This is a genomic window from Bordetella tumulicola (assembly GCF_054779135.1).
Map to the genome: position 1 here is coordinate 194,333 of NZ_BAAGYU010000006.1, position 24,407 is coordinate 218,739.

General features: G+C 59.9%; 23 protein-coding genes and 1 tRNA gene. 13 read left to right on the forward strand and 11 right to left on the reverse strand.

Annotated features, from left to right (window positions below; genetic code table 11):
* Window positions 1-31 precede the first annotated feature (31 nt).
* From ACYVDM_RS04855 to ACYVDM_RS04875, 5 genes are read right to left on the reverse strand one after another with little or no spacing between them, the layout of a single operon-like run.
* Window positions 32-874 carry an SDR family NAD(P)-dependent oxidoreductase gene (locus ACYVDM_RS04855; protein WP_415789240.1) on the reverse strand — a complete coding sequence of 281 codons (843 nt, stop codon included), beginning with the start codon at window positions 872-874 and terminating at the stop codon, window positions 32-34.
* Complete coding sequence (locus tag ACYVDM_RS04860; RefSeq protein ID WP_415789242.1) at window positions 871-1,623, reverse strand: SDR family oxidoreductase; 753 nt, start codon at window positions 1,621-1,623, stop codon at window positions 871-873. Before ACYVDM_RS04860 ends, ACYVDM_RS04855 begins: the two co-directional genes overlap by 4 nt.
* Before the next feature lie 2 nt (window positions 1,624-1,625).
* Complete coding sequence (locus ACYVDM_RS04865; protein ID WP_415789244.1) at window positions 1,626-2,411, reverse strand: citryl-CoA lyase; 786 nt, start codon at window positions 2,409-2,411, stop codon at window positions 1,626-1,628.
* Window positions 2,408-3,913, reverse strand: a complete 1,506-nt coding sequence (locus tag ACYVDM_RS04870) for a class I adenylate-forming enzyme family protein (protein WP_415789246.1) — start codon at window positions 3,911-3,913, stop codon at window positions 2,408-2,410. The genes ACYVDM_RS04865 and ACYVDM_RS04870 overlap by 4 nt, the downstream gene beginning before the upstream one ends.
* A gap of 18 nt (window positions 3,914-3,931) precedes the next feature.
* Window positions 3,932-4,921: a Bug family tripartite tricarboxylate transporter substrate binding protein gene (locus tag ACYVDM_RS04875; RefSeq protein WP_415789248.1), complete on the reverse strand. Its 990-nt coding sequence runs from the start codon at window positions 4,919-4,921 to the stop codon at window positions 3,932-3,934.
* Between the two features lie 105 nt (window positions 4,922-5,026).
* Between ACYVDM_RS04875 and ACYVDM_RS04880 the strand changes: the two genes are divergently transcribed.
* Entirely contained in the window at window positions 5,027-5,779 is a 753-nt protein-coding gene (locus ACYVDM_RS04880; protein WP_415789250.1) for an IclR family transcriptional regulator, read from the forward strand.
* Here ACYVDM_RS04880 and pdxR read toward each other — a convergent pair whose 3' ends face one another.
* On the reverse strand, window positions 5,780-7,201 hold the full coding sequence (gene pdxR / locus ACYVDM_RS04885) for a MocR-like pyridoxine biosynthesis transcription factor PdxR (RefSeq protein ID WP_415789252.1): 1,422 nt from the start codon (window positions 7,199-7,201) through the stop codon (window positions 5,780-5,782).
* A 90-nt stretch (window positions 7,202-7,291) separates the two neighbouring features.
* Here pdxR and ACYVDM_RS04890 point away from each other — a divergent pair, with 90 nt between their 5' ends.
* From ACYVDM_RS04890 to ACYVDM_RS04905, 4 genes are all read left to right on the forward strand, one after another.
* The gene (locus ACYVDM_RS04890) at window positions 7,292-7,729 is read left to right on the forward strand and encodes a GNAT family N-acetyltransferase (RefSeq protein ID WP_415789254.1); all 438 of its coding nucleotides are present in this window, start codon (window positions 7,292-7,294) and stop codon (window positions 7,727-7,729) included.
* A 49-nt stretch (window positions 7,730-7,778) separates the two neighbouring features.
* Complete coding sequence (locus ACYVDM_RS04895; protein WP_415789256.1) at window positions 7,779-8,210, forward strand: carboxymuconolactone decarboxylase family protein; 432 nt, start codon at window positions 7,779-7,781, stop codon at window positions 8,208-8,210.
* Window positions 8,207-8,815: an FMN-dependent NADH-azoreductase gene (locus tag ACYVDM_RS04900; protein ID WP_415789258.1), complete on the forward strand. Its 609-nt coding sequence runs from the start codon at window positions 8,207-8,209 to the stop codon at window positions 8,813-8,815. The genes ACYVDM_RS04895 and ACYVDM_RS04900 overlap by 4 nt, the downstream gene beginning before the upstream one ends.
* Before the next feature lie 80 nt (window positions 8,816-8,895).
* Window positions 8,896-9,816, forward strand: a complete 921-nt coding sequence (locus tag ACYVDM_RS04905; protein WP_415789260.1) for a DMT family transporter — start codon at window positions 8,896-8,898, stop codon at window positions 9,814-9,816.
* Between the two features lie 82 nt (window positions 9,817-9,898).
* Here the strand turns inward: ACYVDM_RS04905 and ACYVDM_RS04910 are convergent, their stop codons facing one another.
* Window positions 9,899-10,891 (reverse strand): hypothetical protein, encoded by a 993-nt coding sequence (locus ACYVDM_RS04910; RefSeq protein WP_415789262.1) that lies wholly within the window; start codon window positions 10,889-10,891, stop codon window positions 9,899-9,901.
* Between the two features lie 181 nt (window positions 10,892-11,072).
* Between ACYVDM_RS04910 and ACYVDM_RS04915 the strand changes: the two genes are divergently transcribed.
* The 4 genes from ACYVDM_RS04915 to ACYVDM_RS04930 all read left to right on the forward strand — a co-directional run bounded on the left by ACYVDM_RS04915 (window position 11,073) and on the right by ACYVDM_RS04930 (window position 16,138).
* The gene (locus tag ACYVDM_RS04915; protein WP_415789264.1) at window positions 11,073-12,122 is read left to right on the forward strand and encodes a DUF1611 domain-containing protein; all 1,050 of its coding nucleotides are present in this window, start codon (window positions 11,073-11,075) and stop codon (window positions 12,120-12,122) included.
* Between the two features lie 50 nt (window positions 12,123-12,172).
* Window positions 12,173-13,801, forward strand: coding sequence for an ATP-binding cassette domain-containing protein (locus ACYVDM_RS04920; RefSeq protein ID WP_415789266.1), 1,629 nt, complete (start codon window positions 12,173-12,175; stop codon window positions 13,799-13,801).
* Window positions 13,802-13,878: 77 nt separating this feature from the next.
* Window positions 13,879-15,453 (forward strand): sensor histidine kinase, encoded by a 1,575-nt coding sequence (locus ACYVDM_RS04925; RefSeq protein ID WP_415789268.1) that lies wholly within the window; start codon window positions 13,879-13,881, stop codon window positions 15,451-15,453.
* Window positions 15,446-16,138, forward strand: a complete 693-nt coding sequence (locus ACYVDM_RS04930; protein ID WP_415789270.1) for a response regulator transcription factor — start codon at window positions 15,446-15,448, stop codon at window positions 16,136-16,138. Before ACYVDM_RS04925 ends, ACYVDM_RS04930 begins: the two co-directional genes overlap by 8 nt.
* A gap of 23 nt (window positions 16,139-16,161) precedes the next feature.
* Here the strand turns inward: ACYVDM_RS04930 and ACYVDM_RS04935 are convergent, their stop codons facing one another.
* A complete protein-coding gene (locus ACYVDM_RS04935; RefSeq protein ID WP_415789272.1) occupies window positions 16,162-17,052 on the reverse strand; it encodes a LysR family transcriptional regulator in 891 nt (296 codons plus the stop codon).
* A gap of 97 nt (window positions 17,053-17,149) precedes the next feature.
* On the opposite strand from ACYVDM_RS04935, the gene ACYVDM_RS04940 reads away from it, so the two are divergent.
* From ACYVDM_RS04940 to ACYVDM_RS04950, 3 genes are all read left to right on the forward strand, one after another.
* Window positions 17,150-18,397 (forward strand): alpha-hydroxy acid oxidase, encoded by a 1,248-nt coding sequence (locus ACYVDM_RS04940; RefSeq protein ID WP_415789274.1) that lies wholly within the window; start codon window positions 17,150-17,152, stop codon window positions 18,395-18,397.
* A 203-nt stretch (window positions 18,398-18,600) separates the two neighbouring features.
* A tRNA-Gly gene (locus ACYVDM_RS04945) sits at window positions 18,601-18,676 on the forward strand.
* A 226-nt stretch (window positions 18,677-18,902) separates the two neighbouring features.
* Entirely contained in the window at window positions 18,903-20,846 is a 1,944-nt protein-coding gene (locus ACYVDM_RS04950) for a tyrosine-type recombinase/integrase (RefSeq protein ID WP_009459572.1), read from the forward strand.
* A 37-nt stretch (window positions 20,847-20,883) separates the two neighbouring features.
* Here ACYVDM_RS04950 and ACYVDM_RS04955 read toward each other — a convergent pair whose 3' ends face one another.
* Both ACYVDM_RS04955 and ACYVDM_RS04960 read right to left on the reverse strand, forming a co-directional pair.
* Complete coding sequence (locus ACYVDM_RS04955) at window positions 20,884-21,852, reverse strand: Dyp-type peroxidase (RefSeq protein ID WP_009459580.1); 969 nt, start codon at window positions 21,850-21,852, stop codon at window positions 20,884-20,886.
* A 118-nt stretch (window positions 21,853-21,970) separates the two neighbouring features.
* Entirely contained in the window at window positions 21,971-22,786 is an 816-nt protein-coding gene (locus ACYVDM_RS04960; RefSeq protein ID WP_023095485.1) for a substrate-binding domain-containing protein, read from the reverse strand.
* Between ACYVDM_RS04960 and ACYVDM_RS04965 the strand changes: the two genes are divergently transcribed.
* Window positions 22,744-23,037 (forward strand): helix-turn-helix domain-containing protein, encoded by a 294-nt coding sequence (locus ACYVDM_RS04965; RefSeq protein WP_009459591.1) that lies wholly within the window; start codon window positions 22,744-22,746, stop codon window positions 23,035-23,037. The two genes, ACYVDM_RS04960 and ACYVDM_RS04965, sit on opposite strands and share 43 nt — an antisense overlap.
* Window positions 23,038-23,059: 22 nt before the next feature.
* Here ACYVDM_RS04965 and ACYVDM_RS04970 read toward each other — a convergent pair whose 3' ends face one another.
* Complete coding sequence (locus tag ACYVDM_RS04970; RefSeq protein ID WP_019726376.1) at window positions 23,060-23,950, reverse strand: LysR family transcriptional regulator; 891 nt, start codon at window positions 23,948-23,950, stop codon at window positions 23,060-23,062.
* Window positions 23,951-24,407 lie beyond the last annotated feature (457 nt).

Genomic DNA, 24,407 nt, shown 5'->3' on the forward strand with positions numbered 1-24,407 from the left:
GCGCCGTACGCGCTACGACGTCACCTGAAAATCACGCATACTTCCCGATCAATCCACCGTCGACGACCAGCTCAGTGCCGGTGATATAACTCGCCTCGTCCGACGCGAGAAAAGCCACCGCATTGGCGACTTCCCAAGGGGTGCCCATGCGCCCTATCGGCACTTGTCGATCGCGTGCGGCTTTGGCGGCCTCGAAATCGTCCGGCGAAAACATGCGGGCCACATTGGTGCGCACCCGTGGCGTATCGATCAAGCCGGGTACCACGGTGTTCGCGCGAATACCCTGCCCTGCGTATTGCTGCGCGATCATGCGGGCAAACTGAATGACGGCGGCTTTGGTCACGTTGTACGCCAGGTGCGGATAGCCCAAATAGCGCAGGCCGGCGACCGACGATACGGTCACGATCGCGCCCCCACCCTGCTTGCTCATGATGGGCAAGATCAAACGACTGGCGATAAGCAGGCTGTCGACGTTCACTTTCTGGATACGTTCCCAGTCGGCCAATGCGATATCTTCGGGGCCACCGACTTTGCCTATGCCTGCATTGGCTTGCAGGACATCGATCCTGCCGTACTCGGCCATCACGGCCTGTACGGCTTGCTCCATGGCGTCGGGGTCGGCCACGTCAGCTTGCACGGCCAGACCCCGTGCGCCCAACGACTGCACCGTGGCCAATGCATCGCGGGCGGCATCGAGGTTGTTATCCAGGACACACACGGTTGCGCCGTGACGTGCCAACACGGCGCAACTGGCCTTGCCTATGCTCCAACCGGGACCACTGGATCCGCCACCCGAGACCAGGGCAATCTTGCCGGCCAGTCGCGTGCTGGCTGCAGGCAATACGGCCTGTAGCTCGTTCATGTTGCTGCTCATGCGGCGTTCCCCAATCCCACGGTCATGCCGCCGCATACGTACAGAACCTGCCCGGTAATGAATCCCGCCCGGTCATCCAGAAACGACGCCACGCCGTGCGCCACATCGGCTGGCGTGCCCATTCGCCGTACGGGAATGCTTGCCCGAATTTTTTCGGTTTGAGGCGCTCCCGGCGGGTTGACTCGCTCGAACAACTCCGTTGCGATCGGGCCAGGCCCAATAGCATTCACGGTAATACCGTCGCCGCCCATTTCCAGCGCCCAAGTTCTTGTCATGCCCAATAAGCCGGCCTTGGTCGCGGCATAGACCGTGCGCTCCGTTTTGCCCAGCGCCGCACGACTCGAAATATTGACGACGCGGCCAAACTGGCTGCGACGCATCCCGGGCAACAATGCCTGCATCAGCACCATCGGGGTCTGGATATTCAGCGCCATGACGAACGCCAGGTCGTCCGGCGTCGCATCCTCCAGCAAAGCCGGACGGACAGTTCCCGCGTTGTTTACCAAACGCAAAATATCGCGTTCGGCCGTTAATGCGGCGGCGGCCTGACGAGTGGCATCGACATCACCGAGATCGACGGTAATGTGGGTTTCGCCGGGCAAACATTCGACGGGGGCCTTCAAGTCGAAATTCACGACGTCATAGCCGTCTTGCAACAAACGCTCGATCACGGCGCGACCTATGCCTGCACTGCCGCCGGTCACGAGTACCGTACGCGATGCATGTTGTGTGGCGTCAGAAGCTGCCATGATCATTTCTCCTGCGGATGATGATCCGACTTGCCCGCGCCGACATAGGGAATCTCACGATCAATCGTTTCCCAGATAAAGCGACCCGTAGGACATTGCTGCTCTTCGGCAATATGCGACACCAGACCGGCCGCACGCGAAATGACGGCAAAGCCGCGCATCAAATTGGTAGGAATACCGATTTCGCCCAGCAGCGCGGCGACAGCGCCCGTGGCATTGATCGTGATGTGCCGTCCATAAACGCTATCGACCGTACGCGCGAGCAATTCCAACGCGGCCACCCACTTGCCGTCGAGATCGGACTCGGCACGCGCCAGTTCCAGTAGTTTGAGTGCGCGAGGATCATCCGGCTTGTGCAAATGATGGCCAAATCCGGGCAGCGGCTTCTTGGCATCGCGATACCCCTGCACGATCGTGCGCGCCTCGGCCTCGATATCTTCGGCCTTGAGCAGACGGTCGAGCAACACGGAGCAGTTTTCCATCGTGCCGACGAAACTGCTGCCTACAGCCATCAGGCCCGAGGCGACGGCGCCTTGCAAATTTTCCGGTGCACTCATGTACACCACGCGTGTGGCAATCGCGCTGGGCGTAAAGCCATGCTCCATCAAGGTGATCAACACCGCGTCGACAATGCGCAGATCCACGGGGCGCGCATCTCGTCCGACGATTTGCGAAAACATCACTTCCGAAAAAGTCTTTTTACCAATCAGGTCTTCGACCAGATCCGCATCGCGGTAAGACATGCCCTCGAGGTGATGGGCACATAGACGGGTCACTGGGCGGTTCATGCGATCTCCTTGGTAACGGAATCCCGGACAACATTTTTAAGGACCTTGCCCACCGACGAACGCGGCAGACTGTCCATGAAATGAATACGTTTCGGTGTCTGCACCGGGCCAAGCCTGTCCCGGACAAACATCATTAAATCCTGCGCATCGGTAGTAGCGCCTGGGTGCAACTGCACAGCGGCCTGCACGGCCTCTCCCCACTTGTCGTCGGGGATGCCAAACACGGCGCACTCGTAGACTGCCGGATGCTGCGCCAGCGCGTTCTCGACATCAATGGGATAGACATTGAATCCCCCCGTGATGACAACGTCGCGCAAACGGTCTTTGATATACAAGTAGCCGCGCTCATCGACCACCCCCACGTCGCCAGTATGCAACCAGCCATCGACCAGCGTTTCGGCGGTTTTCTCAGGCAGGCGCCAATACCCTGTCATGACGAGATCGCCACGAACGACGACTTCGCCGGCCTGCCCAGCCGGCTGAATCCGACCATCGCGATCCATGATGGCGAACTCGGAGAACCACGTCACGCAACCAACTGACCCCAGATTCGCCGGATCCTCGAAGTCGGCCGGCGTGATGGCCGTGACGATCTGCGGCGATTCCGTCTGACCGTAGGTAGACCCCACCACCGGACCAAAGAACGCACGCACCTGCTCGAATTTCTCGATGGGCATGGGTGCGCCACCGTAAATCAGATTTCGCAGTTTGGGAAAATCCGCACGCGAAACACCGGGTTGCGCCATGATCATATAGATCAGCGTAGGTGGCATAAACGATAGCGTCCCGCCACGCTCGCGAAATGCCTCTGTAATCGTGGCGGGTGACGACGTATCCAGAAAAACGTGCGTGCCGCCCTGTGCCAGCACAGGCATCAGGTACGTCGAGGTACCATGCGTGATCGGTGCGGCGACCACGTAACGATCCTCGCTCGTCAATCCCCACGCATGGATCTGATTGACGATACCGGCCGTCCAGGCGCGGTACGGCTGCATCACGCCTTTGGGCAGACCTGTCGTGCCACCGGTGAATTTAATTGCCTGCGTCGCATCCGTACCTGGCTCGCAACGTACGGGGCTGCGACCCTCATAGGCGCGCAACAGACTGGCAAGCGCGTGCTCGCCAGTCTGGGCTTCCAAACGGATATGCGTCGTCTGCCCGAAATCCATCAAGGCATCTCCGGTGCTATCGGTCACTACGATGCTTGGCTCGGTTGCGCCCAGAATACGCGCGATCTCCGGCTTGGTACTACGGTAGTTCAACGGTACCCAGATTTTTCCTGAGGCGATCACAGCGAGCAGCGCGACGACATGCTGCGCCGTATTTCCCGCACAAATGGCAACCCGGCTTTGTGGCGTCGGGTCCAACGCCTGCAATGCAGTGGCTAACGCCAGCGATTCGCGTCGCAACCGCTCATAGGTCCATGTGCCTTGCGGGGTATCGAGCGCAATGCGGTCACGAAAACGAGCGGCAGCCCGCAGGAAAAAATCTATTGGGTACACAAACTACTCCTGACTGGGTTATTGCACTTTGAGGCCGGCCGCGGTCACGACTTTGCCCCATTTTTCGATTTCGCTGTCGATGAATTTTCCGAGCGCCGCGGGAGTATTGGGCTGGGGGGGCATCACGAATCCAGCCTTTTCATAGGACGTTTTCAATTCATCGCCAGACAAGCTCTTGTTAATCGCAGCATTCAGCTTTTCGACAATGGCGGGTGGCGTGCCAACAGGCGCCATCAATCCAAACCAGGACTGCACGGAAAACCCTTCCAGCCCCGATTCGGCTAACGTCGGCGCATCAGGCAGAAAGGGCGCACGCTCCGGCGACGTCACGCCCAATGCGCGCAGCTTACCCGCCTGGATGTGCGGCAAAGAAGACGGCAGGTTGTCGAACATCGAGTTCACCTGCCCGCCCAGCAGATCCGCGACGGCCGGGCCGCTGCCGCGATATGGCACATGCAAAATGTCAGTGCCGGTATCCATTTTGAAGAGCTCGCATGACAGGTGAATGGACGAGCCGCTGCCGGACGAGGCGCAGGTCAGCTTGCCGGGGTGACTCTTGGCATAGGCGATGTACTCTTGCACCGACTTGACGGGCAGTTCCGGATTCACCACCAGGACATTGGGAATCGTGGTCAGCAACACCACTGGCGTGAAGTCTTTCTTGAAGTCGTAGTTCAATTTTTCGTACAAGGTACGATTGATCGTATTCGCAATCGATCCCACATACAGTGTGTATCCGTCGGGCTTGGCGCGGGAAACCACCTCGGCGCCAATATTGGCGTTGGCGCCCGGACGGTTTTCGACCACGACGGGTTGGCCCAACGAGTCCGACACAGACTTGGCAACCAGACGAGCCACGATGTCCGTCGCCCCCCCTGCCGCGTAACCGACCACAAAGGTAATCGGGCGTGTCGGATAGGCGTCCGCCGCCTGAGCGGTCGATCCCAAGCCAAACCCTGCCAATCCGATGGTCAAACATCCGGCAAAACGTCGCATAGCAATATGCATTTCAGTCTCCAATGTGTATGTTCATTATTTGGACAATATAATTTTGTCCTGTGCGGTATATGATCACCATCACTGCTTATATAGCAAAGCTCCTATGTCCGAATAATGAACAAAAAACCCAAAAACAGTAGCCAAGGCGCCAGCACGCTGAGACGGGGCCTGCATATTTTTGCGGCACTGCGGCGCGCGCCAGACGGTCTGGATATCAACGGCATCGCCCGTGCACTGGAGATGCAGCGCACTAGCGTGTACCGCTACGTTTCCGTATTGATCGAAGAGGGTTATGCCATTCGCGATTCGCAGACAGGTCTTTATCGTGCGGTCCTGGTCTCCCCCGAATTGGCGGACGAGCAAACGCTTTCCATCGCACAACTGGCACCGGCCATGCGTCGTATCAGCGACCAGACGGGAGACTCGTCATTTCTAATCTGTCGGGTCGGGTCCGACTCGTTGTGCCTGCACCGGGAAATCGGCAACTACCCCCTGCAAGTCCTGTCCGTGACCATCGGCCATCGCCAACCGCTGGGTGTGGGCGCGGCCGGCCTGGCGCTGTTGGCCGCCTTGCCAGCCGACGAGGCGGAGGCAGTAATCCGGCAAAATCAGGAGACGCTCCGATCGTATGGCAACATGACCGCGGCACATATGCGACTGCTCGTTGAGGCCTCGCGCGACCGTGGCTGGGCCACGATAGGCAACACTGCCGTGTCGGGCGCCCTGGGGGTGGGTGTCGCGCTGCGGGATCGTTCCGGTTACCCCCGCCTGGCCATCAGCGTCTCGTGCATTCTTGACCGGATGCCGGCCGCACGCCAGCGCTCGATCGCCGATCTCATCCGCCGCGAGATTGGCGAGGCGGCTTAGCTAGCAGTCGGCGAGTACCGCTCGCAAACGCAGAACGGCGTCGCCTGCCGCGTCGACGTTCGCAAAGTTGGCAAACCCCATCAGCAAACCCGTTTGCGTAGATCGACGTATCCGCCAATCGCTCAGCGCGGCAATCGCGAGCCCGCTGGCCTCGGCCGCCGCGGCGATGCGTTTATCGTTTTGCGCACGCTTCAGATGCGCCAACACCTGGATGCCGCCCGCCTGTGGTTCGACGTGCAGTTCACTGCCCAACGTTTGGGTCAGCGCATCGACCAGATAGGCACGCCTTTCGGCATAGAGCGAACGCATTTTACGTAGATGCCGGGCAAAATATCCTTGCGCCATAAAATCGGCGACCATCGCCTGGGGCAAAATCGAACCCGCGCCCGGCGTGTGCTCCACGCTGTCCCGAAAGCGCCTCACCTGCGACACCGGCACCACGAGATAGGCTAATCGCAATCCTGGAAACAGGACCTTGCTGAAGGTCCCGGTGTACAGCACCCGATCGTCTCGATCCAGGCTTTTCAAGGCGGGCAGGGGTTTGCCGTGATAGCGAAACTCGCTGTCGTAATCGTCCTCGATAATCCATGCCTGGCGGTCGCTCGCCCACTCCAGCAGCGCGAGTCGGCGGGGCAACGACAGCGCCATGCCCATCGGGCTTTGATGGGTCGGCGTCACGACCGCAAAACGCGCGTCGGCGACCTGCCGCTTGCCGGCATCGACGCACAACCCTTCCTCATCAACCGGTACAGGCGAGAGGCGCAAACCGGCACGCAGTAAAAATTGCCGCGCGTAGAGATAACCCGGATCCTCGAACCACCCTGCATCCCCGGCGTTCAGCAGGGTGCGACAGACCAGAGCCAGCGCTCCCCGATAGCCCGTCGTCACAAACACCTGCTCATGCGAACAAGCAATACCGCGTGAAATACCCAAATAGGTAGCAATCGCGCACCGCAATGGATCGTAGCCGGCGGGGTCCGGAGCGGTCATGGCCGTCGTCGTCAACGTGCGCAGGCTGCGGCCCGCCAGACGAGCCCATGTTTTACGCGGGAATGCGTCCAATGCGGGCAACCCCAACTTGAACGGCGCCTCATCGCCCGTGATACCGGGCGGGCGAGGTTGCACCGGGACAGTTGGCACGGCAGCGAACCCATGCGATCCAGTCAATGGGCCCAAATGCGGCGACACCACGGTCCCCGCGGCGCCTCGCGCCACAAAATAGCCCTCGCTGACCAGCATCTGATACGCCGCTTCGACGGTACCGCGCGCCAGATTCAACTCACTCGCCAAACTGCGCACAGAGGGCACTCGCCCCCCGGGAAGAATCCGACCCGCCTCGATGGCCTCTCGAAAGCGCTCATACAGTTGCAAATAAATCGGCGAGCCATGCTCCCGACTCGGCCTCAGACGTTGCAAGTCCATCAGAGATGTCCTATTAATTTATACAAATCTTGCACCTACCCCATGGGACATGATTTTCCTAAATTACAGGGTATGCCACAAGGAAATCCCATGACCTCTTTTGAACTACGCCCGATCGACAGCGAACAGGACTTGCAAGCCTGCTTTCCGGTAATGCAGGAACTGCGCCCGCATCTCACCGATCTCACCACCTTTATTGCGCAAGTGCGCCGTCAGGCCGACCAGGGATATCGCCTGCTGGCCGCATGGCAAGATGACCAGGCACTAGGCTTGGCCGGTTATCGTCTGCAGGAAAACCTGATTTATGGCCGGTTCCTCTACGTCGATGATCTGGTCACCACTGCCCAGGCACGGGGCCATGGGGTAGGAGAGGCGCTGATCAAGGCCTTACGCAACACCGCAAAGCAGCGCGACTGCGCGCACTTCGTCCTGGATACCGGGTTGGCCAATGACTTGGCGCAACGCTTTTATTTTCGTCAGGGGCTGCTGTCCAAAGGACTGCATTTCTGTCAGCCCCTATCGCGATGACCTCGGCCGTACAGGCCACCGTCTTTATCATTTCATACTGGAAATCATCATGAGCATTCTGCGTCTCCCCTACTGGAGCCTTTCTCCCGAAGCCTACCAAGGGTTCATGTCCACCAAAAAATCCTTACAAAAAAGCAGCCTGGGACAACCATTGATCGATCTGGTCTGGCTGCGTATGTCGCAGATCAACGGCTGCGCGTTTTGCCTGGAAATGCATACCAAATCGCTGCGTACGGACGGTGTCGCTGATGCCAAACTGGATAGCCTGGCAGGATGGCGTGTCAGCGAACGCTTTACCGAGCGAGAGCGCGCTGCATTGGCATGGACCGAAGCCCTGACCCATGTCGACCAAACCCACGCGCCGGATGAGGACTTCGAACCGCTGAAAGCTCACTTCAGCGACGCTGACATCTCGGACCTGACCTTTGCCATTGCACTCATGAGCGCGTTCAATCGCTTGGCCATCGGGATGCGCCAATGAACGTTCTGCATATCGATTGCAGTCCCAGGACAACGTCCTACAGCCGCCAGCTTTCCGCCGCCATGGTGACGCGGCTGATATCGAATCATCCTGGCGCACAAATCACCCGTCGGGACCTCGGTCACGAACCTGTCCCACATACCGACTCGGATTACGCGACGGCCCTGTCCACCGCTGATGCGCTGGCCAGCGGTCTAGCAAATGGAGCCACGCAGAGATCAGAGCAATTGATTCAAGAACTGGAAAGCGCCCACGCGCTGGTCATCGGCACGCCGATGAACAACTTCACGGTCCCCTCGACACTCAAGGCCTGGATCGACCAAATCGTACGAGTCGGTCGTACCTTTGCGCCGTCGCCGAATGGAGAGAAAATCGGCTTGCTGCAAGACCGGCCCGTCTATATCGGCATCGCCTCGGGAGGCTTTTTCACCGGTGAGAAAGCCAAGCAACCTGATTTTCTGACGCCTTATCTCGCTGCTATCCTGGGGTGCGTAGGCATAAAAAAACTGCAATTCCTGGCGCTGCAAGGCACGGCATTCCTGGACCCGTCACAATTGGCCACGCAGCAAGGAATCCTGCTCGACACGTTGCGCACAGGAGTTTGAAGAGACGTAGTGGTCTTTCCAGAGCAAGGTTGTTACTCTCCTCCGACGGCTCGAATAGCCATACAAGGTGGAGGATGGCGGTGCAACAGACCGAAGTGGGCAAGGCAACGTCATCGACCTCATTTTGGGTCGCCATCTCTCCTGCCCTCTTCCTGCTGCTTTGGTCGAGTGGATTCGTATTCCTGAAAGCCGGATTGCAATACGCCGATCCGCTGACATTCCTGGCGTTGCGCTACGCCTGTGTCGTCGGGCTTCTCGTATTGGCTTGCCTCTGGCGCCGACCAAGCTTTCGCCTGCAACGCCAAGAATGGGTCAGCCTGATCGTCACCGGGTTGCTCATCCAGGCCGGCTATTTCGCCTTTACCTACCTCAGTCTGAAACTCGGCGCGTCTGCCGGAACGATTGCCTTGATCACCTCGCAACAGCCCATCCTGATCGGACTGCTCGTCCCCTTTGTCGCCAACGAGAGCGTGGGGCTACGCAGATGGATCGGCCTGATCCTGGGCGTCACTGGCGCCATCATCGTGATTGCCTCCACATCCTCGATCGCGACAACATCCATGGCAGGGCTGGGATTCGCCTTGCTAGCGTTGCTCAGCCTGACGGGCGGCACGCTATGGGAAAAACGTTTTGGCACAAAAGCCGACGTGCTGACTATGAACATGGTCCAGTACAGCGTGGGACTGCTCGTCACGGCCCCACTCGCTTTTTGGCTCGAACCGATGCACATTGAATGGCGTCCGGGTCTGTTTGGCTCGCTGGCTTACTTGGTCTTATGCAACTCGCTGCTGGCGATTACCCTACTGCTGGCCATGATCCGGCGCGGCGAAGCCTCCCGGGTTTCCGCCCTGTTTTTCCTGGTGCCTCCCATGACGGCCATCATTGCCTTTGTCGTACTGCAGGAAACACTCCCCGCGCTGGCGATTCCGGGCATGTGCCTGGCCGCGGCAGGGATCTATCTGGTGATGCGACGAGATCGTCGCGGTAGTCCTACAAAGTAGTAACCGGTGAATTGCAACCCCAAAACCCAGGGGAATTTTCAACGCTAAATAGGAACGTCCGATGGCAGGGCATCGATAAAGGCTAAAGACGGGTAGACTGGAAATCCACGTCGAACAGCCAACGCAACCCGATGGGCGAACGCAGAATGCGAGCACCCTGATGCCGCATCCCGGGCACCACCTGGAATACATGGGTAGAGGGCACACCACCATACAATCGCGCCAGATGATCACGATAGGCCAGACAGCGGTCTAGTCTGTCGCGCCCCTGCAGCATGGCCGCAGGGCTACGATCCAGGTGCTGGTCATCGGGGTCGTTATCATGCTCCCCAACCAGATACACCACCTCTTTAGCGGCATACTCACGGCGAATCTCCAACGCTCCGATGCCGCTGACGTAGGCATTGGCCTGCCGCAGTCCATACTTATAGTGGTCATACCCAGGACAGCGTAAAACCGTGTGCCGGCATGGGCGACCATACCCGGCGACCGGCCCGAAACCGCGCCGCGTGTCATCCAGGTATAAATAAGAAGACGGTCCAACCACTATATGGCGCAGCGCGACGCCTTGTGCTCTCGCGTGTGCAGCGCTGCGGCTAGCCGCAGCGTAGCGCTGCACAAACTGCGCACCCGCCGAATGCCCGACGATGACGATTTGCGCCAGGCGCGGAAAGCAATCGCGGTGCAAGAGCCGTTGGATCATGGTATCGACGACAGCAAATGCGCTCACCCCACCACCATTGCGAGACAAGTCGCCCTGCTTCCACGCCTGTGACGCCCAGGCGAGCGTGTCCGCGCCCAGCCCGCGCATGCGAACTTCCTTGCGTGTGAAAAACTGCGGAGCCATCAGATAAGTCTCGGCCCGCACATCCGCCCCCGCCCGTCGCGCCGCGCGAGCGAGAGCCTTCCAATATCGATGCCCATCCCGCTCGATGCCATGCACCACCAGCACCGCGCGACGTGCGTCGGGCTGAATCTCGTCCAGCGAGCTGTCGCTGATATATACACCAGCCAGGCCGTCGCGCAGCCACAAGCGGCGCAAATGCCCGACATCAGAAACATGTTGCAGAGTCAAATCGTGTTGTCCCATCGTGGCGCAGCGGTCCGATAGCCCGTGAGTTCTCGTCGTTGTAACACGCGCGACGCGCGACATCGGTGCACTTACCTGCTTTTAATCTTGTGCTTTTCTATTTCTCAATTACGCCGCGCGCCGCGTTGCTACTGTAGAACGCTCCAAGTGCTTTCAGAGAAACTTCATGCACAACCTCGACTTGCACCAGCGACTATTGCGTTGCAAAACTGCGTACACGACCCGTCACATTGACTTGTCGGAAGCGGCTGACCTGAACACCACCACGACGCCCCGCGCCGGGGATCTCGTGCTCGCCGAAGTCCGCAAGATCGGCCATCACAAGGCCCTGGAATTGCGCGATGGCCGACGTGCCAGCCTGTTCGTCGGGGACGAGATTGTGGTGGCCTACGGTCATCGCTATGCCCCGGATCAGTTCGAGGCGGAAATACGCGGCGACCTCGAGCCTTGCGACCTGGTTGCAGCGGGTGGCCTCGCGTCCAACGTGCTCTCGCGCAGCGAGAAAACTGGTGTCGCCACGCGCATTGCGCCAATTGGATTACTGACGAACCGCCAGGGGAAAGTATTCAACGTGGCTGACGCCGCCCTACCCCCTTTACGCGCAGCCAAAAGCGCCCGTGTATACGCAGTGATTGGCTCATCGATGAACGCTGGCAAGACCACCACCGCGGTAAGCCTTATTCGTGGCTTCATCGCCGCAGGCTACCGTGTCGGCTCCGCCAAGGTGACGGGTACAGGAGCGGGCGGCGACGTCTGGCGGATGATGGACGCTGGCGCGCGACCAGCACTGGACTTCACGTCCGCAGGCGTCGTCTCGACGTACAAAGTGGACCGCGATCAGTTGCTGCGCATCTTCTCCACACTAACCAGTCACGCCATGAATTCTGGCATTGATGTCCTGGTGCTAGAAGTGGCCGACGGACTGTATCAACAAGAAACCGCGGCACTGCTGCAATCGCGCGAGTTCCAGGACCTCGTCGATGGCGTCTTCTTCGCTGCGCGAGACGCGCTGGGCGCGAAGGCAGGCGTAGACTGGCTGACCCGCCAGCGACTGCGGGTCGTCGCGCTTAGCGGCATCATCACCATCGCGCCGCTTGCCATCCAAGAAGCCACCGAAGCGGTCGGGCTGCCGGTACTCGGTTGCAACGAACTCATGGATCCCGTCACGCTGGAGGAGCTAACCAGCACGGAACTGGCACGGGTGGTCAATCAGTGACGGCCCGCGCGCCGCTTCCTCCGATCCTGGCAGGTAGCCGGCGCGGCCTGATGGCCCGCTTACTCGTCAACGGGATCGTGCAGGCAGCTGCCATGGCGGGTATTGCCCTGGCTACGCGGCGGGGCTTTGACGGTCTGCCGCTCTCCGCCGGCGCGTCACAATGGGTACTGGCTCATGCCGCGGCCGTGGCCGCGCTCGGCTTGGCGTTGATGTGGCTACGCACGGCCGAGCGCACTACCGCAGAGCGATTGGGCCAAAGCTACCTGACAGCGATGCGCCTGCGGCTATTCGATCACGTGAACAACCTGTCCAGCCGCGTCCTTCAAAAGCGTGCGCAGGGCATCATGATGGTTCGTTTCGTTGCCGATCTCAACGCACTCAACGACTGGGCCAGCCGCGGATTGGCCCGACTCGTCGTCTCGACTATCACTATCGTGTCGGCACTGGCATTATTAGCCTGGCTGGACTGGGTCATCGCGGCCTGCGTGGGCGTGGTGGTCGCGGCGGCCTTGGCGCTGTTGGTCGCAACGGGCGCCCCACTGTACCGGCGCGTGCGCGAATTGCGCCGCATACGCGGTCGCCTGGCCGCCAATCTCGGAGAAAAGTTGGGAGCTCTCTCGCCCGTGCGTGTATTTGGACGCACGCGAGGCGAGCGCTCTCGGTTGAAAAAACAGAGCCGGCAGTTGGCCGAAGCCGCCGTATCGCAAACGCGTCTAGCCGCCCTATTGCGCGCGGTGCCGGATGCCGTTTCTACCCTGCTGACTGCCCTGGTGCTCATCACCGGCCTGCTGCAAACGGAAAGAGCCGGCACGGGTACCTTGTTGGCTGCGATCCTCGTGGTCAACCTGCTCGATTCACCCTTACGCGACCTGGGCCGCATCTTTGTCTTCTGGCAGAATTACCGCGCCGCCCGAGACGTCCTCGGCAGTTTCTTGCGACTACCCACCCTGGCACATGACCCCCAACTCCCGCCGCTCGCTCCCGGCCCTGGCCGCCTGGAACTGGAGGACATCTCAGTGGGCCATGTGCTTGAACACGTCAACGCCGAAGCACCTGCTGGCGCGCTGATTGCCATCACAGGCGACAGCGGGTCGGGCAAATCAACGCTGCTGGCTCTAGCTGCCCGCATGTTCGATCCGGATCAAGGCGTCGTGCGCCTGGATGGACAGCCTCTGAATAAACATGAGCTCACGTCCACCCGACAGGCGATAGGGACCATTTCTCCCGACCTACCCCTGCTGCGCGGCTCGATCCGGCGCAATCTAACCTACCGCGCACCCTCAGCTACCGATGCCGAAATCACCCACACTCTGCGACTATGCGGACTGCAGGAAACTATCGCAGCGCTACCGCGCGGTCTAGCCAGCCGGATCGCAGAACGCGGCGCAGATCTCCCCGCAGCCCTGCGGCAACGCTTGGTCATCGCACGGGCCATCATGGGCAATCCGCGCCTGCTGCTGATCGATGACGCCGACGCCATGTTCGACGCCGTGCGCGCCGACACTTTGGCACAGGTGCTGCGCCGCGGCGGTCCCACCATCCTGGTGGTCACGAGCGATCCGCAATGGCTAGCGACCGCCGACGCGGTTTGGCAATTGCGATCGGGCAACCTACAAATTCATAAAAATACGAAACAACTGCTCGCATCAAGAAATGAGTGCTCGGTGATAAATCTGTAAAAGAACGCCCACTGCGATGCACAACCGGCCGGTCCCGTGCACAGATCGTTTATGTCTTCCGAGTGTATGAGGATCAGTTGAGTATCAAAACTCGGATCTGGATTTTTCAATCCATCGTCGCTTTTGCCGTCATCGCGATGGCGGCCACCTCCATTATCGCCATGAGGATGACCCAGCACTATGCCGACCGGGTCACCGGCGCCCGAAAAGAGTTGGCCATGACAACGCGCCTGGCCGTCGACGCCAATCGTTATTCGGAACAGATCGCCGAACTCATCTTGATGGGGCCGAGCGAGTTCCCCGATTTCGAAAACGCCCGCGCGGACCTGCACAACTCGTTCGCACTCATACAGCGCAGGGATCTCGCCAACGGATCATCCAGCCCGCAGGACGTTGCACCGTCTCGATATGACCGCATGCGCCTTTTGATAGACGGTATCGACCGCTCAGTGGAGCGTCTATTGACACTCTATTCCGCAGGCAAGCGCGATGAAGCCATCTCCTTATTCCGCACCGAGATCGAGAACCGCCTGGACGCCGAGTTCGAGCACCTCGTCGCCGAGAATGTGAAATCCAAGCAGCGCGAAGTCCTGAAACTGGAAACAGCCTCTGAACAATTGCGACACATGGTGACCGCCACCGTACTGGCATTGCTGGCGATATTATTGGCGTTGGCGTTCTTTTCCGGCTATTTTCTGGCGCACTCGATCGGTCGACCCATCCGAGCGCTGGCCGCCGGCACCCGCGCCATCGAGCAAGGCACGTTACAGCACCGCATCGGCAGTCAGGCGCGCGATGAACTGGGCGTGCTGTCACGTAGTTTCGACGCCATGGCCGCGCAACTACACTCACAGCACACCATGCTGATGATCGCCAAGAGTGAACTGGAAGACGATGTCGCGCAACGCACCCGAGACCTAGCACAGGCCAATCGCCGCTTGACTCAGCTCGACCATCAGCGCGTACGATTTTTGGCCGACATTAGCCACGAATTGCGTACCCCCTTGACGGCGTTGCGCGGCGAGGCCGAGATCGCGCTGCGCAGCAAGACCCCCCAGGAAACCGTATACCGCGAAGCCCTGACGGCAGTCGTGGCCCGCGCCGAAGAAATGGGTCGCCTGATTGAAGACCTATTGTTCGTTGCGCGTTCAGAAAGCGACGACATCGACTTCGAGGTGGCCCCGATGGATCTCAACGAGGTTGTTGTAACGGCGATGCAAGACACCGACGTACTGGCAAAGCAGCACGAGGTGCGACTGACCTTGCGTGGCGGCCCCCAGACCGGCACGGTTCCCGCCTACGGTGACAAGGTTCGGCTGAAACAAGCCGCCATGATCGCATTGGATAACGCCATCAAATATTCTGCTCCCGGCACGACGGTCGAAATCTCGGCGCAACGCAACAACGGCATGGCTGAAATCACCATACGCGACCAGGGTATTGGATGCGCGCCTGAAGATCTTCCCCACATTTTCCACCGCTTTTACCGCGGTGCGGTCGCCCGCGAGCGCTACGCCGCCGGGACCGGCCTGGGGCTGTCCATCGCCCGCTGGATCGTCGACAAACATAGAGGCACGATCGGACTCAGCAGCCGTGTTGGACAGGGTTCGACCCTCACCATCCGATTACCTTTGAGGGATAACCGTGTATAGCGCCAGAGTATTGCTGGTCGAGGATGACCCGCGCATCATTTCTTTCTTGCAACGCGGCCTGCAAGCCGAGGGTTACCACGTTGAGGTATCGCGCGATGGCCAACACGGGTACGAAACAGCGCGAGAGGGGGACTTCGACCTCGTCATCCTGGACCGCATGCTACCGCGGCTCGAAGGATTGGACGTATGCACCCGGTTGCGTGCCGATGGTTGCCGCTGCCTGATTCTGATGCTGACGGCCAAGGCCGAATTGCAAGACCGCATCGCAGGCCTGAAGCACGGGGCAGACGACTATCTGACCAAGCCATTCTCATTTGACGAGCTAGTCGCACGCATGCAGGCGCTGCTGCGCCGCAAACAGGAAAGCCGTGGCGCTGCCACGGTGCTCAGCGTGGGGAATCTGCAGCTCGATTTTGCAGCCAAAACGGCGTATCGCGGTGAGCGGCGTATTGACCTGACCGCTAAGGAATATGCGCTGCTTGCATACCTGATGGGACATGCTGGCACCGTCATCAGTCGCGCCCAACTACTGCGCGATGTCTGGTGCATGGATTTCGATCCCGGTACAAAAGTAGTGGACGTCTACGTCCGCTACCTGCGACGCAAAATCGAGCATGATGGCGAGGCGCCGCTAGTGCGCACCGTACGCGGCTTTGGCTACATGATCAGTGCAGATCCAGACTAGGGCACTATGCCATTTTGGCACCCTCACGTTGGTACTGATTTGCCCAGTTGCCGGGCAGCCTCCACAAAAGACGACTGCACAATATCCAGCAGCCGATGATCCGACTCGGCTTTGCGACGTACCATCGCGAGCGTGCGCACTGGGGCATTCGGCCCCAGGCTTACTTCGCGCACGGCATGCGCATGCAAATGCTCGACACGCAACCGTGGCAACACGGATACGCCGACGCCAGCCCCGACCATGGCGACAATCGCGTCTATTGACGGCAAATCGATCAATGCATGCCGTTGGGGTATCAGCTTTTCCACGAACTGCGCCGCCATCCGCCCGGCAACCATGCGTCGGTCAAAGCGAAGCCAAGGCTGCTCACGCAGAATCTGCGCTGGCGGCGCAGCTCGCAAGCCCTTTGGCACGACCAGCACCAACTCATCATTGAGTAGCTCGGTCCACATGAGCCGGCTGGATCCCCCGGTGGGCGGGCGAATCAATACCGCTACATCGATCCTGCCCGCTTTCAATTCATCCAGCAGGATAGGTGTCGAACCTCGTTCAATTTGTAATTCGACCTGCGGTGCATTGCGTAGCAAATCCGCAAAAGCCAACGGCAAAAGCGTGGTTTGTGCAGAGTCGGTAATACCCAACCTGACCAGCCCACCTGGGGCACGCGCCGCGTGGCTGCGCAATGCTTCGATATCGGCAATGGCGCGATCGACGGTACGAACCACCTCTCGCGCAAATGCCGTGGGCTGCACATGACGCCCGGAACGGTCAAACAACAGCTGGCCAAAGTACGCCTCTAGCTGTTTCATCTGCAGGCTAACCGCGCTGCGCGTCAGATTGACCTGCTCGGCAGCGGCGGTGAGGTTGCCATGCGCCACAACGGCAGAAAGCGTGGCCAAATATTGCAGTTTCATTGTCAAGAAACTCTTGCTTATCGAACGACGAATTATCGCCCATCACTTAAGCATATCGCTCTAGCATGTGACCTTCCTCGCTTTTTCCGGAATTTTCATGCAAGACCCACTCCGCCTACAGGACTATCCCATCGCCAGCCATACCTTGCCCAGCAAGTCCGCCAAGGGGGGATGGCAGGTGCCGAAACGCCTGCAGCGCGTACTGTCGTTGGCGGACTTCGAAGAGGCCGCTCGTCGTCATCTGCCTGCGCCCATCTTTGCGTACATTAGCGGTGGATGTGAAACCGATCGTGCACTACGAAGTAGCGAGGACGCCTTTGCCGACTACGACTGGGTTCCTCGTGCGTTCATCAGCACCTCGCATCGGTCGCTTTCCACGACGCTGTTCGGCGAACGCTGGGCGGCTCCCATTGGCATTGCGCCCATGGGGGTGAGCGCATTATCGGCTTATCGCGGAGATTTCATCCAGACCCAGGCCGCCGCGGCGGCACAGATTCCCGCCATCATGAGCGGCTCGTCGCTCATTCGCCTGGAAGATATCGCCGCCGCCAACCCCAAAGCCTGGTTTCAAGCCTATGTCCCCGGTGAACCGGAGCGCATCGATGCCTTGGTAGACCGCGTCGCTGCCGCAGGGTTTAAGACACTTGTCGTCACAGCCGACGTCCCTGTGTCGGGTAATCGCGAGAACAATATTCGTGCGCGCTTCACCACCCCGCTGCGCCCTAGCCTGCGACTGGCCTGGGATGGCATCACCCACCCGCGTTGGCTATTCGGCACGGCTTTTAGAACCATCGTGCGCCACGGCGTTCCGCATTTCGAGAACTCTCATGCCACGCGCGGCGCACCCATCATCGCATCAAGCGTGATGCGGGATTTCGGTGCCCGGGATCATCTGAACTGGACACATGTCCAACAGATACGCGACCGATGGAAAGGCCGCTTGGTCATCAAAGGCATTCTCTCCCCAGAGGACGCTCAAATGGCACGGCAATATGGCGCCGACGGCATCATTGTGTCTAACCACGGCGGTAGACAGCTCGATGGCGCCATTGCACCGCTACGTGCGCTACCACAGGTGGTACGCGCGCTCGGCCCAGATTATCCCGTCATGATAGACGGGGGTTTTCGACGCGGCAGCGACGTACTCATGGCGCTCGCGCTAGGCGCGAAATTCGTGTTCGTTGGCCGCCCCTTCAATTATGCAGGCACGGTAGCGGGGCAAGCCGGCATCACGCATGCCATCGGCATCCTTGCCACCGAAATGGCGCGCAATATGGCACTGCTAGGCGTACTTAGCCCGTCTGAATTAGGGCCACAGCATCTGCGGCGACGTCACGGCAGTTAACCCGCTCAGTCGCTGGTCCTTATTCAGGCCAGTCTCATACAAGACCTGCTGAGGCCGCGATCTTTCACGACCTCGGACTTTCAGAACATTTTCCTGATACCTTCGTAGGCTGAGTTTCTATGGTCAACGCGAGAATTTGCACGATCGCATAAAAGCCTGCTATAATTTTGGTCTTTGGTGGCCAGCTCTGGTTTACTAAAAATGCGGGAGTAGCTCAGTTGGTAGAGCGCAACCTTGCCAAGGTTGAGGTCGCGAGTTCGAGACTCGTTTCCCGCTCCAAATTTTGATCCACAGACTTCTACTGGGGTCTGTAGGTCATTGAAAAAAGGAGCTTCGGCTCCTTTTTTCATTCCAGCGAGTGCCACGGAAATCCACCCACAGCTACCGTTTTTGAGTGACCAAATAAGGCACAAGAATACGGGTGGGGCGGCTACCGGATAGTTGCTGGGGCTGAGCGGGAACCATGACGAGCATAGGGCCTAAGTCATTACTTAGGAGTCTCGAAATGGCGCTCTCTGATCTGACCGTCCGGCAGGCGAAGACCACCGGAAAACGCTACACCCTCTCCGACAACGACTGCCTGGGCCTGATGGTCTCAGCCGCAGGCGGCAAGTCATGGCAATTCCGCTACTACTGGCTGGGCAAGCAAAAGCGCCTGTGCCTGGGCGGCTATCCTGCCCTCAGCCTGCGTGAAGCCCGGACCGAGCGAGACAAGGCCCAGGCCCTGCTTGCCAGGGGGATCGATCCCCAGGTCGAGCGCGACCAGAAACGGCACGCGGCCAAGCTGGCGGGCGAATACACCTTCAAGACCGTCTTCGATGCTTGGGTCGAGCATCGCCGTAAGGAACTCAAGGAAGGCCGTCAGAGCACGCTTTCCCAGATCCTGCGCATCTTTAACAAAGACGTGCTGCCCACTCTGGGGAAGATGTCGATCTATGACATTCGCCGCCCTCAGCTTCTGGGCGTCCTGGCGGCGATCGAGAAGCGCAAGGCGTTCACTACTGCGGAAAAGGTCCGCACCTGGTTCAACCAGATGTTCCGTTATGCCCTGGTCATCGCCGAGGGGCTGGAGGTCAACCCGGCCGCAGACCTGGACGTGGTAGCCGAACCCAAGCCCCCGGTAGCCCACAACCCCTACTTGCACCTGCCCGAGATGCCCGAGTTCCTCCAGAAGCTCCGGCTCTACAACCCCCGTGGCTGGCAGACCCAGCTTGGCGTCCGGCTGCTGTTCCTGACCGGGGTGCGCACCGGCGAACTGCGGTTGGCCGAACCCGAACAGTTCGACCTCGACAGGGGCTTGTGGATCATCCCGCCGCAGATCGTCAAGCAGCTCCAGGATGAAATGCGCAAGGCAGGGAAGCGGCCGCAGGATGTGCCCCCCTATATCGTGCCGCTATCCCTGCAGGCCATCGAGATCGTGCGCTATCTTCTGGGGGTGATGCGGCCGGCGCAGAGGTACCTGCTGTCACACCGCAGCGAACTCAAGAAGCGCATCAGCGAGAACACCCTCAACAAGGCCGTGCAGCTCATGGGCTATGAGGGGCGCCTGACCGGCCACGGCATCCGCGGCACCATCTCGACGGCGCTCAACGAGATTGGCTACCCGAAGATTTGGGTGGACGCGCAGCTTTCCCATTCCGACCCCAATAAGGTGAGTTCGTCCTACAACCACGCCAAGTACGTTGAGCCGCGCCGTCGGATGATGCAGGACTGGGCCGATCGGCTCGACCTGCTCGAACAGGGCGAAGTGGAAGCCGCGAGCGCGCACCTGACCATCCGTATCGACGGGGTGCCGGCAATGGCAGAAGTGGAGGAAACGATGGATGCGACCCTCACGATGGCCGAGCCCACTCCTCCCGGCGTCCCGCCCGTCGTGGCCACGCCTATTGTCGTAACCCCGAGCAGCGGCGGGATCACGTTCCAGCGGCTGTCTCAGGTGCCGCCGCCTCCGACGCATGCCCCAGAGCCGGAAGTGTCCGCGATCCAGCGCGAGCGCGAGGAAATGCTGACCATCTACGAGTCTCCAAGCAGCTTGCCGGTCCCGCTGTTCGGCAAGCTGGCTGGAAAGTCCAAGGACCAGATCAACCGCGAACTGAAAGCGGGCAAGTTGCTGTCCATCAGTTTGGGTAATCGGGGGCAGCGTGTTCCCGATTGGCAACTGGTGCCGCTCAAGCACAAGCTGGCCCAGGTGCTCATGAACCAGTGCCTGCACGCGGATTCGTGGGATCTGTACCGCATGCTGACCCAGCCGCACCCTGACCTGGGGGACCGCGCGGCCATTGATGCGGTCACGCCGACCAACGTGCCGGCGATCATCCGGGTCATCATGGGCGACTACCAGCACCATGCGGATATGCCCGAGGCCATTGCCCCTTACCCCATCCCCGAGGATGTGCGGCAAAGCGTTCGTCGGCTGGTGGATAGCGCAGTAGTTCTAGACGGAGCATAGGGCTCTCAAACCTTGCAGGGGCCTTGTGGCCCCTGCATTACGCTTGCACCGCCTCCACGAGTTCGCTCAGCGTGCGCGGTGCGGGAGCGAAGAACACGGCGCCGGTGTGCGCCGTCGAGAAATCGAGCAGGCGGTCGTGCATGCCTGGCGGATCGCCGAGGAACATGCGCTCCAGCATCTTCTGCGTCACCCACAGATGCCTGGAGTAGCCGATGAAGTAGGTGCCATATTCGCCCTGGCCGGGGCGGCCGAAGGGCATGTTGTCGCGCAGGATGTCGTGCTCGGTGCCGTCGTCGTCCACGATTGTGGCGAGGGTCTTGTGCGATTTCTGGCCGCTCGTCGCGTCGGGCAATTCGACATTGCTGACGATCTCCCGGCCGATGATCCGCTCTTGCTCGTCCTTGGCGAGCCGAGCCCACGGCTGCATTTGGTGCAGATACTTCTGCACCACCAAGTAGCTACCGCCGGCGAACGCCTGATCTTCACTGCCGACCAGCGTCGAGGCGCCGATGTCGTGCCCGGTCGGGTTGGCCGTGCCATCGACAAAGCCAAGCAGGTCGCGGGAGTCGAAGTAGCGAAAACCGACCACCTCGTCGGCCACCGTCACGCTGCTGCCCAGTTGGTCCAGCAGCAGGCGCTCGAATTCAAAACAGAGATCCTCACGTTCGGCACGGATGTGAAAGAACAGGTCGCCGGGCGTGGCAGGCGCGGTGTGCTTGGCACCCTCGATGGGCACGAAGGGCCGTAGTTCCTTCGGGCGCTTCCCGGTCTGGAAACGGTCCCATAGCGCCGATCCCAGCGCAGTGATGCACGACAGCCGGCCGTTGAGATCGCGGAAGCCCACCGTTTTGATCAGGTCGTCCAGCCCGTCCAAGATGCCGGCGACCGCCTGAAGGGCCTCGTGGCCCTCGGCGACCGTCAACGTGAGAAACACCGCCGCGCGCGACAGCGGCGCATCGATGCTTTGCGAGTCAATTGGTACTCGGTCCCAACCACTTCCAACCATTCGTGCCTCCAAAGACCATGTTAATTCATCATATTGCCAAAGATGGAAGCGCTATCACTGGCGCGCTAACAGGTGCGTGCCGCGGTAATTACCCGAACGCAGCCTCGGCGAGAGCGGGCTATGGGATATTCGAGCAAGCCGCCCTATCCCTGGCAACCAGCATTGCCCTGTGCTCGAACCGCTCAGAAACAGCATTGGCTCGTCCGTGGGGCCGCTGCAGGTATGTCACGATCTCGTAGGGGCCGTCTGAAAGCGGTCGCATAGTGATCCCCCACGCATGGGCACGCTCCATGCGCGATTGCGCCGAGAGCCCCACACCGTAGCCAGCGGTGACCCAAAGCGCCATCATCTCGAACGAAGTCACATGCTGCACGCTCTGTTGGCTCAACGGAAGGGAAGACAGTCGCTGATCGAGCAGTAGGCATGCCTCCGCCGGCCAGCGAAACACCGGATAGTCCAGAAGCTCGGCAAGCGTGATCTTCGCCTGGGCAAGTAAGGGGGACCCCAGCGGCATTGCAACGGCCACGTTCTCGACCCAGAGCGGCTGGCTTTTCACGGCTGGAGCACCAGCGTTCCGAAGCGAGATTCCGGCGTCGTAGCGGCCTTCCTCAAGGCCCGTCATCAGGTCGTCGCCCGAGGTCTCAAAGAACGCGATGGTGACTTCAGGCTCCTCTGCGCGCTGAAGGGCAAGAAGCGTTATGAGGCAAGAGGATGGCACTCCAGGTGCGATAGCAAGCCTGAAATGGGAAAACTGGCTGGTGGCGTCATGCATGAGGGCCCCCAATAAGCGATCTGTCCAGAAAGGCAAACCAGCGTCGCAGTAAAGAGTGAAGTTTAACGTCGTTATCTTTAACGTGGTTAATTGTGGCAGATTGTTTGACGCTTCTGCTAATGCAGAAATCAACAATTCAGCCAGGCCGTCCTTCTGGCACATCGACGTATGAATCCGAGTCGGCGTTAGCCTTCGGACAGGCCGTGCGCGCTGCGCGCGTCGCTCAAGGAGTCGCGCAAGACGAGTTCGCATCTCGGGCAAGCATTTCGCGTTCTCACATGGGTAAGATCGAGCGTGGTGAGCACGTGCCCACGCTTCCGCTCATACTGAAAATTTCTACGGCACTCGGAATAAGCGCGGCTGACCTGATGACGGCGACCGAACGCAATCTGCGTGCCGACACCGATCCCTGAGTGTCTGGCTTGCCAGGCTCCGTCAACCGTCCGATGAGTCGCGTAGGCGAACGACAAATCGCTCTACCGAAGCCGATAAATTGCTGCCGTCGGGCCGAAGCAGGTAGGTCGTGATCACGGCAGAATCCATCGCCAAGGGGCGGATCACCACATCCGGCCGTTGAGAGATGGGAATCTTGGTCGCCGTCATGAAGCCGATGCCGTAGCCGGCGCCGACCAAGGTGAGCATCATGTCCAGTGAGGATACTTCCTCGACAACATTCAGCTTGTGCTCCAACGTGTTGAGCAGCCGCTTGAGTTCGCGGCAATAACCCTCGCATACCTGCGGGTCGCACAGGACAAGTGGATGGCCTTGGAGTTCTTGAAGTGGCACCTCCTTGTAGGTGAGCAATGAGTGCCGAGCTGGCACAGCAATCACCAGCGGGTCGTGCCAGATTGCCTCGGCAGCGATACCGTCGCCGACATCGGCCGTGTGCGCGAACCCGATCATGAAGTCGCCCGAGCGCAAACCGCGCACTTGCTCTGCCAGAGGCACTTCTGACAAGCGTATTTCGATCTCCGGCTCCTCGGCGCGACAACGAGCCAGAAATGCCGACAGTCGTGGATCGATAGCTCCATCTGATACTGCGATGCGCAGGCTACCGCGCAAGCCCGATGCCACAGCCTTGGCATTTTCACGAGCCTGTTCCAGCACAGTGAATAGACGGCGTACATCTTGCAAGAAGACCGCACCCGCCGCCGTCAGAACTGTTCCTCGTCGGTTTCGGTCGAAGAGCACTACGCCCAACTCGTCCTCAAGTTCCTTGATGGCTCGTGATAGCGGTGGTTGTTCGATATGCAAGCGCTCAGCCGCCCGCGTGAAATGTAGCTCCTCAGCAAGAACTACGAAGCAGCGAAGATGGCGCAGCTCCATAGGCCACCCTCCCGTTCCGACTTATCCAACACTGTGCTATCTCCCTATAGAAGTGACTGCCATTTCGGCGGCGGCGAGTTCGGCCACGTCTTTGGAAACTTCTGGCTAAATGAGCCAGGGCTGGGCTGATCGTGCGATGGCCCGAGGCCGGCACAACACCAGGCGAGACTGATCAAGTCCGTGGGGTGGTCAGGATCAGGCGAAGGCTATGTTCAGCCACGCACATCAATGGATGCCGCGCATCTTCTCCGTCCGACCCTTGACCGATTGCGAACCAGGCGCTCGAACACGCCTGCGGTTGATCATCACCTGCGGATTGCTGAGGTTCTGCTCCTGGCCCGAGCCAAGGCAAGCACCCCGTCAAAATCACAACGCCTTGGGGCAGCAGACAAATGCCGGCGAAAATATTCGCCGGCTTCAGTTGCTGGCCGGAGACTAGAGGAGCCAGAATGTCTCT

Bases quoted from the DNA above. Each gene is read 5' to 3' on its own strand.
- ACYVDM_RS04935 (WP_415789272.1), bottom strand. From the start codon at position 17,052: ATGAAACTGCAATATTTGGCCACGCTTTCTGCCGTTGTGGCGCATGGC.
- ACYVDM_RS04965 (WP_009459591.1), top strand. From the start codon at position 22,744: ATGCAGAAATCAACAATTCAGCCAGGCCGTCCTTCTGGCACATCGACG.
- ACYVDM_RS04955 (WP_009459580.1), bottom strand. From the start codon at position 21,852: ATGGTTGGAAGTGGTTGGGACCGAGTACCAATTGACTCGCAAAGCATC.
- ACYVDM_RS04880 (WP_415789250.1), top strand. From the start codon at position 5,027: ATGAACAAAAAACCCAAAAACAGTAGCCAAGGCGCCAGCACGCTGAGA.
- ACYVDM_RS04900 (WP_415789258.1), top strand. From the start codon at position 8,207: ATGAACGTTCTGCATATCGATTGCAGTCCCAGGACAACGTCCTACAGC.
- ACYVDM_RS04855 (WP_415789240.1), bottom strand. From the start codon at position 874: ATGAGCAGCAACATGAACGAGCTACAGGCCGTATTGCCTGCAGCCAGC.
- ACYVDM_RS04875 (WP_415789248.1), bottom strand. From the start codon at position 4,921: ATGCATATTGCTATGCGACGTTTTGCCGGATGTTTGACCATCGGATTG.
- ACYVDM_RS04890 (WP_415789254.1), top strand. From the start codon at position 7,292: ATGACCTCTTTTGAACTACGCCCGATCGACAGCGAACAGGACTTGCAA.
- ACYVDM_RS04915 (WP_415789264.1), top strand. From the start codon at position 11,073: ATGCACAACCTCGACTTGCACCAGCGACTATTGCGTTGCAAAACTGCG.
- ACYVDM_RS04970 (WP_019726376.1), bottom strand. From the start codon at position 23,950: ATGGAGCTGCGCCATCTTCGCTGCTTCGTAGTTCTTGCTGAGGAGCTA.
- ACYVDM_RS04895 (WP_415789256.1), top strand. From the start codon at position 7,779: ATGAGCATTCTGCGTCTCCCCTACTGGAGCCTTTCTCCCGAAGCCTAC.
- ACYVDM_RS04865 (WP_415789244.1), bottom strand. From the start codon at position 2,411: ATGAACCGCCCAGTGACCCGTCTATGTGCCCATCACCTCGAGGGCATG.
- ACYVDM_RS04860 (WP_415789242.1), bottom strand. From the start codon at position 1,623: ATGGCAGCTTCTGACGCCACACAACATGCATCGCGTACGGTACTCGTG.
- ACYVDM_RS04920 (WP_415789266.1), top strand. From the start codon at position 12,173: ATGGCCCGCTTACTCGTCAACGGGATCGTGCAGGCAGCTGCCATGGCG.
- pdxR (WP_415789252.1), bottom strand. From the start codon at position 7,201: ATGGACTTGCAACGTCTGAGGCCGAGTCGGGAGCATGGCTCGCCGATT.
- ACYVDM_RS04940 (WP_415789274.1), top strand. From the start codon at position 17,150: ATGCAAGACCCACTCCGCCTACAGGACTATCCCATCGCCAGCCATACC.
- ACYVDM_RS04960 (WP_023095485.1), bottom strand. From the start codon at position 22,786: ATGTGCCAGAAGGACGGCCTGGCTGAATTGTTGATTTCTGCATTAGCA.
- ACYVDM_RS04950 (WP_009459572.1), top strand. From the start codon at position 18,903: ATGGCGCTCTCTGATCTGACCGTCCGGCAGGCGAAGACCACCGGAAAA.